Origin of the sequence: Streptomyces sp. NPDC001222, assembly GCF_042896945.1 — a bacterium.
Lineage (GTDB): Bacteria > Actinomycetota > Actinomycetes > Streptomycetales > Streptomycetaceae > Streptomyces > Streptomyces gibsoniae.
Genome location: NZ_JBIAXT010000019.1, coordinates 46,316 through 59,578, shown reverse-complemented (window position 1 = coordinate 59,578; position 13,263 = coordinate 46,316). Strand labels below are relative to the sequence as shown.

The window sequence follows — 13,263 nt, the reverse complement described above, 5'->3', positions numbered from 1 at the left end:
GCGGGACCGGGTCAGCGCTCCAGGACCAGCGCCAGCCCCTGCCCGACACCGATGCACAGCGCCGCCAGCCCCGTCCCGGAGCCCGCCGCGGCCAGCTGGTGGGCCACCGCGCCCGCGATACGGGCACCCGAGGCGCCCAGCGGATGACCGATGGCGATGGCGCCGCCGCGCGGGTTGACGACCGACGGGTCGAGTTCCGGCAGCGCCGCCAGACAGGCCAGCGCCTGGGCCGCGTACGCCTCGTTGAGCTCGATCGTGTGCAGCGCGGCCGCGGCGACGCCCGCCTTGTCGAGCGCCTTGCGGATGGCGTCCACCGGGCCGAGTCCGAAGTACCGGGGATCGATCCCGGTGACCGCCGCCGCCCGTACCCGGGCCAGCGGCTCGCGGCCGATCGCGGCGAGTCCGTCCTCGTCGGCGAGCAGCAGCGCGGCCGCTCCGTCGTTCAGCGGCGAGGAGTTGCCGGCGGTGACGGTGCCGTCCGGGACGAACGCCGGCTTCAGCGCCGCGAGCGCCTCGGCCGAGGTGGTGTCACGGATGTTCTCGTCGCGTGGCAGGTCCACCCCGTCGACGGCCACGACCTCCCCGTCGTAGAGGCCCTCGCGCCAGGCGCGGGCGGCGTTGCGGTGACTGGCGAGCGCGAAGACGTCCTGCTGCTCGCGGGTGATGCCGTGCTTGGCACCGACCAGTTCCGCGCTCTCACCGAGCGGGATGGTCCACTCGCGCGGCATCCTCGGGTTCACCAGGCGCCAGCCGAGGGTGGTCGAGTACAGCTGCTGGTCCCGTGCGGGAAAGCCCCGCTCCGGCTTGGGCAGCACCCAGGGCGCGCGGCTCATGGACTCGACCCCGCCCGCGACCACGACGGACGCGTCGCCGAGGGCGACGGCACGGGCCGCCTGGACGACGGCCTCCATGCCCGAGCCGCAGAGCCGGTTGACGGTGGCGCCGGGCACGCTCACCGGGAGCCCGGCCAGCAGCACGGCCATACGGGCCACGTCGCGGTTCTCCTCGCCGGCGCCGTTGGCGTTGCCGAGCAGCACGTCGTCGATGCGGGCCGGGTCCAGGCCGGGGCTGCGGTCGACGAGGGCGCGCAGCACTCCGGCGGCGAGGTCGTCGGGGCGTACGCCGGACAGGGCGCCGCCGTAGCGGCCGACGGGGGTGCGGACGGCGTCGACGACGTAGACGTCACGAGGTCGCTCGATCATCGTTGCTCCTTGCGGGACTGGTGGCGGACGGCGACGGGTGTCCGGTCGAGCACCTGTTCCACCGTCACTCCGGGGGCCGTCTCGACCAGTTCCAGGCCGGACGGGGTCACATCGAGGACGCACAGATCGGTGATGATCCGGTCCACGCACGCCCGTCCCGTCAGCGGCAGCGTGCACTCCTGGACGATCTTGGGGCTCCCGTCCCGGGCCGAGTGCTCCATCAGCACCACGACCCGGCGGGCCCCGTGGACGAGGTCCATCGCGCCGCCCATTCCCCTGATCATCTTCCCGGGGACCGCCCAGTTGGCCAGGTCGCCCCGCTCCGACACCTGCAGTGCGCCGAGGACGGCCGTGTCGATGTGGCCGCCGCGGATCATGCCGAAGGAGAGCGAGGAGTCGAAGAAGGAGGCCCCCGCCCGGACGGTCACCGTCTCCTTACCCGCGTTGATGAGGTCGGGGTCGACCTCTTCCGGGGACGGATACGGTCCGACCCCGAGCAGCCCGTTCTCCGAGTGCAGGACGACGTCCACGCCCGGGGGCAGGAACTCGGCCACCAGTGTGGGCAGTCCGATGCCGAGGTTGACGTAGTCGCCGTCGCGCAGCTCCTGCGCGGCCCGCGCGGCCATCTGTTCTCTGCTCCAGGTCATGGTCTGCGCACCGCCTTTCCCGGGGACCATGGATGACGCCGTCTCATCGCTCGCGCACCGTCCTCTTCTCGATCGCCTTGTCGGCCGCCTGCTGCGGCGTCAGCGCCACGACCCGCTGCACGAACACTCCGGGCACGTGCACCTCGTCGGGGTCCAGCTCCCCCGGCTCGACCAGCTCCTCCACCTCGGCCACGGTGATCCGGCCTGCCATCGCGGCGAGCGGATTGAAGTTGCGCGCCGCACGATGGAGGACGAGATTGCCGTGACGGTCGCCCCGAGCGGCCCTGACCAGCGCGTAGTCGGTGGTGATGGCCCGCTCCATGACGTACTCGACGCCGTCGAAGACCCGGACCTCCTTGGGCGGCGAGGCCACCGCGATGGAGCCGTCCGCCCCGTACCGCCACGGCAGGCCGCCCTTCTCGACGAGCGTGCCGACCCCGGCCGGAGTGTAGAAGGCCGGGATCCCGCAGCCGCCCGCCCGCAGCCGCTCGGCGAGCGTGCCCTGCGGGATCAGCTCGACCTCCAGTTCGCCCGCGAGGTACTGCCGGGCGAACTCCTTGTTGTCCCCGATGTACGAGCCCGTCACCCGGGCGATCCGGCCCGCTGCGAGCAGGATGCCGAGACCGCGCCCGTCCACACCGCAGTTGTTGGACACGACCGAGAGGTCACGGGCCCCCGACCGGTACAGGGCGCCGACGAGGACCTCGGGCACTCCGCTCAGCCCGAAGCCCCCGACGGCGAAGGACTGCCCGTCCACCACATCCGCCAGAGCCTCCGCGGCCGTCGCCATCTGCTTGTCCATCGTCTCTCCTACCGCCCCAGCACCCGGCTCAGGGCGTCGGTCAGCTCCTGCCGGGCCGTGTCCTCGGCGCCGGGGGCGTCGGTGCGCCGCCAGGCCACATGACCGTCCGGCCGTATCAACAGCATTCCGTCCTCGGCGATCTCACCGACCCGGCGCCATTCGCCGTACGCGTCACGGCAGTCGGCGTCGCCGATCCGCACGAACCGCAGCGGCACGCCGAGTTCGTCGCGGCAGGCGTCGGCCGCCGCCTCCCAGACGCCGCCCGAGAGACCGGTGAGCACGGTGAAGACGCCCTTGCCGACCACGTCGAGTGTGGAGATCCGCTCGCCCCGGGCGTCCACGAGCCAGGCGTGCGGCACCTTGGCGCCGGGCCGGCTCGTCGGCAGGGCCACCAGCTCCGGGTCGTCCTCCCCGGTCTCGGCGGGGCTCTCGTCCGCGAGGACCGCACCGGAGACATAGCGCTGGTTCAGCTCCACACCGTGCGCGTTGAACTCGTAGTTCTTCAGCTGGACGGCCTCCTCCAGCGACTGCCGCCGCTTGGCGCCCTCCGCGGTGGCGGCCCGCACCGCCGCGAGGCCCTCGGCGATGGCTCCCTCGTCGCCCCCGGCGCCGACGCCGAGCACGTCGAAGATCGGCCCGAACTGGTCGCGGCTCAGATTCGCCCGTTCGACGATCTGCCGCCCCACAGGGGCGCGTTCGGCCGTGTAGCTGTCGAGCAGCGAGGGCGCCGCCTCACCGCGGATCACCATGGCCAGCTTCCAGGCCAGGTTGTAGGCGTCCTGCACCGAGGTGTTGGAACCGAGCCCGTTGGACGGCGGGTGCCGGTGCACCGCGTCGCCCGCGCAGAACACCCGGCCGGACGAATACACCGAGGCGTAGGCGTGGTTGACGGTCCACAGCGAGATCGACTCGATCTCCACCGGGAGTTCGGCGTCACCGATCAGATCGCGCACGATCCGCCGTGCCTCCGCCTCGTCCACCTCCGGCTGCGGCTGGTCGATGTCGTAGCCCCACACCAGCAGCCACTCGTTCCAGGGACGGACCATCCGGACCAGGCCCATGCCGATGCCACCCGTCTCCGCGCCGGGCCGCAGCACCCAGTACAGGACGCTGGGGCGGTGGGCGCAGTAGCGGCTCAGATCGGCCTTGAAGACGATGTTCATGCTGCCCGCCTTGGCCATCCGGCCGTCGAACGGGAGGCCCAACTGCTCGGCGACGATGCTGCGTCCGCCGTCCGCGCCGACCAGATAGCGGGCGCGCACGGTGAACTCGTCGCCCCGGACGCGGTCACGCAGGAGCGCCGTGACGCCGTCCGCGTCCTGGGTGAAGCTCAGGAACTGGGTGTCGAAGCGGACCTTGGCGCCGCGGGCCGCCGCGTTGCTCACGAGGATCGGTTCGAGATAGGTCTGCGGCAGGTCGACCATCTCGCAGGGGCTCTTCGAGCCGTACTCGGTCCGCGAGGCGGGGCCCGTGCCCCAGCTGCGGATCCGTCCGATCTCCTCGCCGGCGAGCGCGGTGCACAGCACCGTGTCGCCCATGAGGTGGGACGGGCTGCCGACGGCCAGAGCCTGCGACTCGACGCCGAGGTCGCGCAGCACCTCCATGGTGCGCTGGTTGGTGATGTGCGCGCGGGGGGTGTTGGCGAGCCAGCCGTACTTCGTGACGAGCAGGGTGCGGATGCCGTAGGTGGCCAGGAGCAGGGCGGCCGAACCACCGGCCGGGCCGCTGCCGACGACCAGGACGTCGGTGTCGTAGCCGCCGGATCCGGCGGTGTGGGGGCGGGTCATGAGGGGCACTCCTCGGTCACTCGGCCGACGGGGCGATACGGAAGGTGTGGGACAGACGGCGCCACTCGCCGTCGACCCGGCGGCCGTCGGGGGTGGGGCCGGCCTGCGGGGCGTAGTCGACGACGAGCTCGTCCTTGACGCCGAAGACGGTGTCGCCGTCCAGGTACGCGCCGCCCGCCACGAACAGCTGGGTGACCAGCCTGCGATGGCCGGGCGCGTCGATCATGAAGTGCAGATGGGGCGCGCGGTAGGGATGGCGGCCGACCGCCGCGAGCATCTGCCCGACGGGGCCGTCGTCCGGGATCGGGTACGCCGCGGGCAGGATCGACCAGAAGGTGAGCCGCCCCTCGGCATCGGTGCGCAGCCGGGCCCGCAGCACCGGCCCGTCGAGATCGGGGAGCTGCACGTCGTAGAACCCGTCCTCGTTGGACTGCCATACGTCCACGACCGCGTCCTTGACGGGTCGGCCGGCCGTGTCCGTCACCTGTGTCTCCACCCACAGCGGGGTGCCGGCGAGTCCGCCGGAGATGTCGCTGCCGTGCGGGACCTCGGGCGGGCCCGCCACATAGAAGGGGCCGAGGACCGCGGAGGGAGTGGTGCCCGGGGTGCGGGAGTTGGTCAGCAGGTCCACCGCGCTGGACACGCCCAGCGTGTCGGACAGCAGCACGAACTCCTGACGGGTGGGGCCGCACAGCTGTCCCGTCCGGGTGAGGAAGTCGATCGCGTACTGCCATTCGGACTCGGTGAGGTCGTTGTCGGTCACGAAGGCGTGGAGGTGCCGGACCAGATCGGCGAGCAGGGCACCGACCCGGGGGTCGGGGGCGCCGGCGAAGCTCGCCACGACCTGGCCGGTCAGCCGCGCCAGCCGGGGGTCCGCGCCGGTGTGCCCGGCGGCCGGGCGGCGTCCGTGCCAGGCGTCGGACAGCAGGCCCGCGATGCCGTCGGCGGTCACCTCGCGCGGATTCGGGTACGGCGTCGCGGCGGCCAGCTCGGCCGCGCGGGCCGTCTCGGACTCCGCCATGCCCAGCTCGCGCAGGGAGGTCGGGCCGCCCAGGGACGCGACCAGGTCGTGCACCCCGGCGGGGGCGTCGGGCACACCGAGGGCCTCGGCGATCCTGCGCATCGCGTCGGGGGCCGCGGGCGCGTTGTAGGCCATGGCGTACGGAAGGATCACGGTGTGGGTCTGGGCGTGCGGGAGGCCGAAGCTGCCGCCCAGGGTGTGACAGAGCTTGTGGTGCAGGCCCATCCCGACCGTGGCCAGGCAGGTACCGGCGAGCCAGGCAGCCTGGAGCAGATCGGCGCGTGCGTCCCGGTCGGCCGGGTCGGCCGCGAGGCGGGGCAGCGCCCGCCCGATCCGGGAGATCGCCTCCAGGGCCTGGCCGTCGGTGACCGGGTTGGCGTCGGCGGAGTACAGGGCCTCCACGGCGTGCGCGAGGGCGTTGACACCGCTGGTCACCGACAGGGGCACCGGCAGGCCGAGCGTGAGGTCGACGTCGTAGATCACGGTGCCGGGCAGGATCGCGGGCGAGGAGCGGGTGACCTTCTGCCCGTCCCGGGTCTCGCCGAGCACGGGGGTCACCTCGGAGCCTGCGTAGGTGGTCGGGAGGATCACCTGCGGCAGTCCGGTGCGCAGCGCCAGGGCCTTCGACAGGCCCGTCGTCGATCCCCCGCCGACGGCGACCAGGCAGTCGGCGGACCCCTCACGCAGAACGGCGAGCGCCCGCTCGGTCACCTCCACCGGGGTGTGCATCGCCGCGCCGGTGAACTCGGCGGCCACCAGGTCGCCGAGCGTCTCGTGAATCCTTGCGGAAGCCCACGCGAGGTCCGGGCCGGACAGCAGCAGGACCCGGCGACGGCCGAGCCGCTCGATCTCCTCGCGGAGCCGGTCGACGGTGCCGGAGCCGAAGATCACCCGCGAGGGATGGGATGTGTAGACGAACGTCCGCATGGAGCTCCGCCTTCGCGTCTCGGTCGGTAGGCCTCGTTGCCTGGCCACCGAGTGTGCGAGTCGTGACCCCGTCGCCTCCTGCACGAAAGGCGCGTCGTCGCTGCACGAAAGGCGCGCGGGGGCCGTACGCCGCGGGTGTCGGCGCCCCGGCACACGAAGGCCGCCGCCTCCGAGGAGGCGGCGGCCCGGTCGTGTCGTCGCCGGTGGGCGCGGGTCCCTGCGGGGACGGACCTCAGTCGATCGTCACGCGGAAGAGCTTGTCGGATCCGTCCGCCGCGCCTCCGTTGTTGTCGCAGTTGGTCGTGGACAGCCACAACTGATCGGCGCCGGGCACCTTGGTGACCGTGCGCAGCCGGCCGTAGGTGCCGACGTAGTAGGCGGTGGGGGTGCCCACGCTCTCGTTGTCGCCGTTGATCGGGATCCTCCACAGCCGCTCGCCGCGCAGGGAGGCCATGTAGACGACGTTGCGGACGATGGCGATACCGCTCGGGGAGGCCTCCGAGACGTTCCAGGTGGCCTTGGGGTTGGTCATCCCGGCGACGTTGCAGGCGCCCTCGCAGGTCGGCCAGCCGTAGTCGGCGCCCGGCTTGATGAGGTTCAGCTCGTCCTTGGAGCTGTTGCCGAACTCCGCCTCCCACAGACGGCCGTTGCGGTCGAAGGCGAGGCCCTGCGGGTTGCGGTGGCCGTAGCTGTAGACGTAGTTCCCGAAGGGGTTGCCGGGGGCCGGCTTGCCGTCGGTCGTCATCCGCAGGATCTTGCCGTTCAGGGAGTTCTTGTCCTGGGCGAGGTCGGGTGTCTGGGCCTCGCCGGTGGAGACGTAGAGACAGCCGTCGGGGCCGAAGGCGAGGCGGCCGCCGTTGTGGTAGCGGTTCTTCTTGATGCCCTGGAGCAGGACCGTGTAGTCGGACAGGGTGGTGCCGTCGTAGGTCATGCGGACGACCCGGTTGCCCTCGGCGGCCGTGTGCATGAAGTAGACGTGGTGGTTGGTGTCCCACTTGGGGTCGACCGCGACGCCGAGCAGTCCGCCCTCCCCGTTGGTGGTGACGGCGCCCGGGACCGTGCCGACCTGGGTCCGGCTGCCGTCCTTGGTCACCTTCCAGACCCGGAAGTCGTCCCGCTCGGTGACCAGGGCGGTCTTGCCGTCGGGCATCCAGTAGGTGCCCCAGGGGATGGTCCAGCCCGTCGACAGGGTGGCGATGGAGGAGGGCACCCCGCCGTCCGTCGTGCACGCCTTGGTGGTGAAGGTCACCGAGTTGCTCTGGTCGGAGGTGTTGCCGGCCGCGTCGCGCGCGACGACGTTCAGGGTGTACGCGCTGTCGCACGCCAGCCCGGTGAGCGTGGCCGATGTGCCGCTGGTGACGGTCTGGTAGACGGTGGTGCCGCTGCGGATGTCGTACGCCGTCACCGCCCGGTCGTCCGTCGAGGCGCCCCAGCTCAGGTTGGCGCTGTTCGCGGTGACGCGGGAGACCGCGAGGGTGCCGGGCCTGGTCGGCGGGGTGGTGTCGGAGCTGGGCTTGGTGGTGCAGTCGACGACGGGGCTGGCCGGGGAGGTGTTGCCGGCCGCGTCCCGGGCGATGACGGTGAGGTTGTAGGTGGTGTTCGGGGCGAGTCCGGTCAGTACCTTGCTGGTCGCGTTCCCGGGCGCCTCGCCGATCTTGTTGCCGTGTTCGTAGAGGTCGTACGCCGTCACGCCCACGTTGTCGGTGGCGGCGCCCCAGGCCAGGGTGAGGCCGTCCTCGCCGATGTCGGAGCAACTGGGCTGTCCGGGGCGGGCCGGGGCCTGGGTGTCGGCGGCGGCTGCCACACTCACGCGGTCCAGGTTGGGTCCGCCGTTGGCGGTGGTCGCGGTCGCGCGGATCTTGTTGGTGCCCGCGGTCAGCGGGACGTCGACCGTCTTGGTCGCCCAGGTGTTCCAGTCGGCGGTGGCCGGGAAGGAGACGCCGGAGGCGACGACCGTGCCGTTGACGGAGAGGTCCATGGGCCGGTCGGTGGAGGTGCCGTTGGCGAAGCGGAGGGTGAGGGCCGAGGCACCGGCGGCGCTCGCGCTCACGCTGAATTCCACGTAGGAGCCCTTGACGTTGGTGTAGTCGACGAAGCCGGTGCCGGTGTATCCGGTGTGGTTGGTGGCGACGGTGCCCTGCGAGATGACGGCGTCCTCTGCCTGGTAGTCGGTGGCCGCCCGCGCGGAGGCGGGGGTGAGTCCGACGAGCGGGACGGCGAGCGCCAGGGAAAGGCACCAGGGCAGCAGTGCTTGGGGTCTCATGGTCGGGTTTCTCCTCAGCCTGGGTCTCAGCCGAGCGGCCTGACACGGATCAGCCGGGTCTCGCCCGGCCGCAGGGTCGCGCTGTACGCGTTCGCGACGGCTCCCTTGTGGGAGCCCGACCACAGGTCGGTGACGTCCCCGGAGCCGGTGAAGCCGACCTGCGACCAGTTCACGCCGACCGTCGCGTTGCCGGACGTACCGGTGTTGAACAGGGCCACGACGTAGTCGCCGCTGCTCTCCTTCTTGCTCCACACCTGCTGGACGCCGCTGTTGACGATCCGCTTCGCGGCCACGCCGTCCTGGTCGACACCGATCAGCCGGTCGTTCGTCAGCATCGCCTTGTCGACGGAGTCCAGATGAGTGAGGTCGGTGCCGAGCAGCAGCGGTGCGGCGGCCGTCGCCCACAGGGTGAAGTGGGAGCGGCGCTCGTCGGCCGTGAGGCCGGCCCGGTCGCCGTTGCCGATCTCCAGTGAGTCCAGGTCGTTCCAGCCGCCGGGGCCGGCGTACCGCTGCCAGGAGGCAGGCGAGTCGAAGCGGGCCGAGACGTGCGACCAGTCGGTGAGCGGGTAGCCGCTGCCGTTCGGACCCGGACCGCAGTAGCACTCCACATCGCCCTGGGTGCGCCAGCTGTTGGCCAGTTGCCGCCAGGTCGCCGCGTGGTCGATCGGAAGGTTGTTGGACAGCGCGAAGTCGACGGGCCGTCCGGTCGCGCGCAGCGCCTTGTCCCAGGCCTGGACGTCGGGGACGTCCGCGCTGCCGACCCCGTCGATCTTCAGATAGTCGACGCCCCAGGAGGCGAACTGCCTGGCCCAGGAGTCGACGAACTCCTGCGCGCCCGGCTTCCCGTAGTCGATGTGGTACATGTTCTTGCAGTTGTAGTTCTTCTCGGTCTTCGAGGTGTCCGCAATGTCCTTCGCGTGGTACGAGGTCCCCTCGATCGGCGTGTTGGCGGTGACGGCGTTCTTGGCGATGCCCGGGGTGACGTAGAAACCGAACTTGAGCCCCTTGGCGTGGAGGTAGTCGGCCAGCGCCTTGATGCCGGACGGGAACTTGCCGGTGTCGACGGCCCAGCGTCCGTAGGAGTCGACGACGAAGCCGTTCGCGTCGCACTTCTGCCAGAAGTCGTCGAGGTTGATGTACACGAACCCGTGGCCGGCGAGTCCACTGGCGACCAGTGCGTCGGCCTGCGCCTTGATCTTCGCCTCGGTGGGCTGCCGACGTACGAAGCTCCAGCTGCTCCAGCCCATGGCGGGACGGAGGGCCGAGCCGTTGTCGGAAGCCGCCGCGGGCCGGGAGTCGCCGAGCAGGGGGACCGTCGTGACGATCACCAGGCCGACGGCCGCCAGGGCGAGCGTTCTGCCGCGTGTCATGACCGTCCTCCGTTCGCGGGGGTCGCGTAGGAGGTGCCGATCCACGTCTCGTCGATCCGCAGCCGCCGGTAGCGGGTGGTGTCGGTGGCGGCGGCCCAGGTGCCGTCCACCTCCAGGCGGACATAGCGGGCGTTGACCGCGGTGAGATCGATGCCCTGGATGCCACGGCGGCTCGGCAGCTGCCCGCTCTTCACGGCGCTGCCCCAGGTGCTGCCGTCGTTGCTCACGAAGACCTTGTAGTCCTTGATGCGGGCGGACTGCTCGGTGTCGGAGCGGGCGTAGGAGACGGAGTCCTCCCGCTGGTTGAGGCCGATGTACTGCACCTTCTTCGCCGATCCGAGGTCGAAGGTGAGGCTGACGGGGAGCGTCTTGCCGTTGTCCCAGTACGTGAGGTAGCTGCCGTCGCCGGCCAAGGAGCCGGGATGGCCGCTCGCCGAGGCGCTCGCGCTCACGGTGACCCCGGAGAGGATCCCCTGCCGCCCGGCCGCGACGACCTTGAAGACGGTGTCGTAGGGGTCCCAGCCGCCGAGTCCGTTCAGGGTGAGCACTCCGCCGGACTGGGTCCAGGAGACCGGGGCGCCGGTGCGGAGGTTGGTGACGGCGGCGATCCGGTAGCCGTTGTCGCGGATGCGCAGGGTGCTGGTGGACGGCGGTGTCAGGACATGGACGTACTGGAGGTCGGGGTCGGTCCTGCTGATCGTCGTCACACCGTGCGCTCCGTCGTTCCAGAACCCGGGTTTGAGGCCGCCGTACATGTAGCCGCCGCCCTCGGTGCCGTGCAGTGACTCCCAGATCGGGGTGAGATAGGAGTCGGTGAAGGTGTTGAAGGCGGCCTGGTTGCTCGGGAACTTCCCGTTGACCTGGGCGGTCTCGGCCATCAGCGCTTTCACGGACGATCCGGCGTTGGTGATGAGCCGGCCGAGGGTGAGCGCCTTGTCGACGGTCGGATCGGAGCCGTCGTACCACCAGGAGCCGGTCGAGGGGAGCTTGAAGTCCGCCTCCGTGAGCCGGGGTTGGGCGGTGTAGAGGGCCTGAGGATAGTCGTAGGCGGGAGTCATTCCCGTCTTCTGCTCGTTGCTGATCATGTCCATGATCGGCGTGTCTTCGTTGTTGTTGCTGAGGGTGTAGTTCGGGCGCTTCTGATAGATCTGCTCGTAGAGGTGGTGGCTCTCCCAGTACGCGTTGTCGTTGTCGATCCAGAAGCCGCCGAGGTCCGGATACCGGTCCATGACCTCGAAGAAGTTGTCATAGCTGAACTGGCCGAAGCCGTCCCGGGTGGTCAGGTCGACGTTCTTGCCCTTGTACGCGGAGTACGCGGCCGAGTCGAGCCACTCGTGACCGCCCTCGTCGTGCCACTGGGGGTCGTCGGTCATATAGAGGACGACCTTCAAGCCCTTGCCCTTGGCCGCGTCGATCAGCTCGCCGAGGAAGTCCCGCTTGGTGGAGCAGGAGCCGGGGATCTTCGACGGCCAGGGGCGGGCGTAGCCGAGGCGGCTGTGGAAGGTGGCGAGGACCAGGTACTGGGTGTGCAGTTTGCGGGCCTCGTTCACCCAGTAGTCCGGGCTCCAGCCGCCGCCCGTGACATCGCGCTCCCAGGCGGTGCAGTCGGTGTGGGCGGGGGCGGTGCGCAGACCCCAGTGCAGGAACAGCCCGCCGACGGACCCGCGCAGAAAGGCCTGGCGAGGGTTCTCCAGGTCCAGCGGGCGAGCCGTCCGTGCGACGCAGTTCTCCGTCGAGCCGTCGGCGGCCACCCGCAGGGTCCCGCCCGAAGTGGAGTGACTGTCCGTCAGGCAGTAGCCGGTGACGTTCTGAAAGCCCATGTCGTGCGGGGAGCCGCTGCCGCGCTGGGCCGTGAACCGGGTGAAGCGGAGTCCGCTCGCCGCGTTTGCGATCAGCGCCGGGCGCCCGTCGTCGGCCGCGAACTTCACCGAACTGTCCGTGAAGGTGATGTCGTCGGCGTTGTGGAGGTACCAGCCGTACGCGGGGCGGGCGCCGATGCTCTTCGGGTTGTAGTCGCCCGGGTCGTTGCTCGGCACCCCGGTGGACATGGTGCCGCTGCCGCCGGGCACCGTGATGTTGACGTCGGTGAAACTGACGCCGCTGATGCGGTGACCGTTCTCGCCCCACAGGGTCGGACTGAAGGACGGGCTGTTGCCGGTTGCCGTGATGTCGTCGTACGTGACATCGCTGATCGACCCGACACCCGGGCTGTTGCCGCACCGTTTGCGTGTGCCGATCTTCTCCATGATCGGCGAGTGGACGTTCGTCATGGTGATGTCGCGGTAGTGGACGTCGGAGATCTTCGAGCCGTCCATGGAGACCATGCCGAGTCCGGACTTGTTCGCGCCCTCGATTCGGATCTTCTCAAACTGGTAGTCGTAGAAGTCGCCGCAGGTCTCGGAGCCGAACATCAGGGCGTTGCAGCACACCGCCGACAGCGTCGAGTCGCTGACCCGGACATGGCCGTTGGGGAGCTTGGCACCGAGCGCGTAGTCGCTCTTGAAGACCAGGGCGTCGTCGTTGGCCTTGATGTCGGCGTGGGTGATCGCGACGTTGGTGGTGGAGATGACGTTCCAGCCGTCGCGGTCGCTCGCGGTGTCGATGGTGAGATGGTCGGAGGTGACGTTCTTGCAGCCGTTGACGAGCGCGGCGAAGTGGCCGCCCCTGCGCAGGGTGAGACCGTCTCCGATGTGCAGTCCGTCGCAGCGCGTCAGTGAGATGATCTTGTCTGCCTCGCCCGGCTTGGGATTGCCGGTGATCAGGTTGCCCAGCCCGTCGATGACGCCGCCGCCGACGAAGCCGATGTTGGTCAGCTTGTCGCCGTAGATCATCGCGTTGTGGAAGTGGCTGTGCCCGTAGTCCTGGTACTTGTCGTACGGATTGGACTCGGGGGCGTCATAGGTGTCCGCCGAGGAGCCCTGGATCGTGGCGCCCGTGTCGACCTGGAGCGTCACATTGCTCTTCATATGGATGGTGTTCTTCGACTTGTAGGCGCCGGCCGGGAAGCGGACCGTGCCGCCGCCCGCCGCGTTGGCGGCCGTCACCGCCTTGTTGATGGCCGGGGTGTCGTTGGTGGAGCCGTCGCCCTTGGCGCCGTAGTCCCGTACGTCGAAGACCGTGGCGCGGGGCGCCGGGCGGGCGGCCGCGAGGGCCGAGGGATGGGAGAGACCGAGGACGACGGCGACGACGGCGAACAGGACGGCCGTCGCCCTCGCGAAGGGGGTGGGGGGTCGCATGGGACGGC

Annotated in this window: 8 protein-coding genes; all 8 read right to left on the bottom strand. The window is 70.5% G+C overall.

Going from position 1 to position 13,263, the window contains the following annotated elements:
- Positions 1-11: 11 nt before the first annotated feature.
- The 8 genes from ACFY2Z_RS24345 to ACFY2Z_RS24310 all read right to left on the bottom strand — a co-directional run bounded on the left by ACFY2Z_RS24345 (position 12) and on the right by ACFY2Z_RS24310 (position 13,255).
- A complete protein-coding gene (locus tag ACFY2Z_RS24345; protein ID WP_390746213.1) occupies positions 12-1,202 on the bottom strand; it encodes a thiolase family protein in 1,191 nt (396 codons plus the stop codon).
- Positions 1,199-1,849: a CoA transferase subunit B gene (locus ACFY2Z_RS24340; RefSeq protein WP_390746212.1), complete on the bottom strand. Its 651-nt coding sequence runs from the start codon at positions 1,847-1,849 to the stop codon at positions 1,199-1,201. Before ACFY2Z_RS24340 ends, ACFY2Z_RS24345 begins: the two co-directional genes overlap by 4 nt.
- A gap of 43 nt (positions 1,850-1,892) precedes the next feature.
- Positions 1,893-2,651, bottom strand: coding sequence for a CoA transferase subunit A (locus ACFY2Z_RS24335; protein WP_390746211.1), 759 nt, complete (start codon positions 2,649-2,651; stop codon positions 1,893-1,895).
- 8 nt (positions 2,652-2,659) lie between these two features.
- Entirely contained in the window at positions 2,660-4,438 is a 1,779-nt protein-coding gene (locus tag ACFY2Z_RS24330; RefSeq protein WP_390746210.1) for an FAD-dependent oxidoreductase, read from the bottom strand.
- A gap of 16 nt (positions 4,439-4,454) precedes the next feature.
- The gene (locus ACFY2Z_RS24325; protein WP_390746209.1) at positions 4,455-6,386 is read right to left on the bottom strand and encodes a maleylacetate reductase and hydroxyquinol 1,2-dioxygenase domain-containing protein; all 1,932 of its coding nucleotides are present in this window, start codon (positions 6,384-6,386) and stop codon (positions 4,455-4,457) included.
- Between the two features lie 232 nt (positions 6,387-6,618).
- The gene (locus ACFY2Z_RS24320; RefSeq protein WP_390746208.1) at positions 6,619-8,649 is read right to left on the bottom strand and encodes a PQQ-dependent sugar dehydrogenase; all 2,031 of its coding nucleotides are present in this window, start codon (positions 8,647-8,649) and stop codon (positions 6,619-6,621) included.
- Between the two features lie 26 nt (positions 8,650-8,675).
- Positions 8,676-10,019 carry a glycoside hydrolase family 27 protein gene (locus ACFY2Z_RS24315; protein WP_390746207.1) on the bottom strand — a complete coding sequence of 448 codons (1,344 nt, stop codon included), beginning with the start codon at positions 10,017-10,019 and terminating at the stop codon, positions 8,676-8,678.
- Positions 10,016-13,255: a glycosyl hydrolase family 28 protein gene (locus ACFY2Z_RS24310; protein WP_390746206.1), complete on the bottom strand. Its 3,240-nt coding sequence runs from the start codon at positions 13,253-13,255 to the stop codon at positions 10,016-10,018. The genes ACFY2Z_RS24315 and ACFY2Z_RS24310 overlap by 4 nt, the downstream gene beginning before the upstream one ends.
- Between the last annotated feature and the right edge of the window lie 8 nt (positions 13,256-13,263).

Excerpts from the sequence above, each read along its gene's own strand:
- ACFY2Z_RS24345 (WP_390746213.1), bottom strand. The coding sequence starts at position 1,202 with ATGATCGAGCGACCTCGTGACGTCTACGTCGTCGACGCCGTCCGCACC.
- ACFY2Z_RS24340 (WP_390746212.1), bottom strand. The coding sequence starts at position 1,849 with ATGACCTGGAGCAGAGAACAGATGGCCGCGCGGGCCGCGCAGGAGCTG.
- ACFY2Z_RS24335 (WP_390746211.1), bottom strand. The coding sequence starts at position 2,651 with ATGGACAAGCAGATGGCGACGGCCGCGGAGGCTCTGGCGGATGTGGTG.
- ACFY2Z_RS24330 (WP_390746210.1), bottom strand. The coding sequence starts at position 4,438 with ATGACCCGCCCCCACACCGCCGGATCCGGCGGCTACGACACCGACGTC.
- ACFY2Z_RS24325 (WP_390746209.1), bottom strand. The coding sequence starts at position 6,386 with ATGCGGACGTTCGTCTACACATCCCATCCCTCGCGGGTGATCTTCGGC.
- ACFY2Z_RS24320 (WP_390746208.1), bottom strand. The coding sequence starts at position 8,649 with ATGAGACCCCAAGCACTGCTGCCCTGGTGCCTTTCCCTGGCGCTCGCC.
- ACFY2Z_RS24315 (WP_390746207.1), bottom strand. The coding sequence starts at position 10,019 with ATGACACGCGGCAGAACGCTCGCCCTGGCGGCCGTCGGCCTGGTGATC.
- ACFY2Z_RS24310 (WP_390746206.1), bottom strand. The coding sequence starts at position 13,255 with ATGCGACCCCCCACCCCCTTCGCGAGGGCGACGGCCGTCCTGTTCGCC.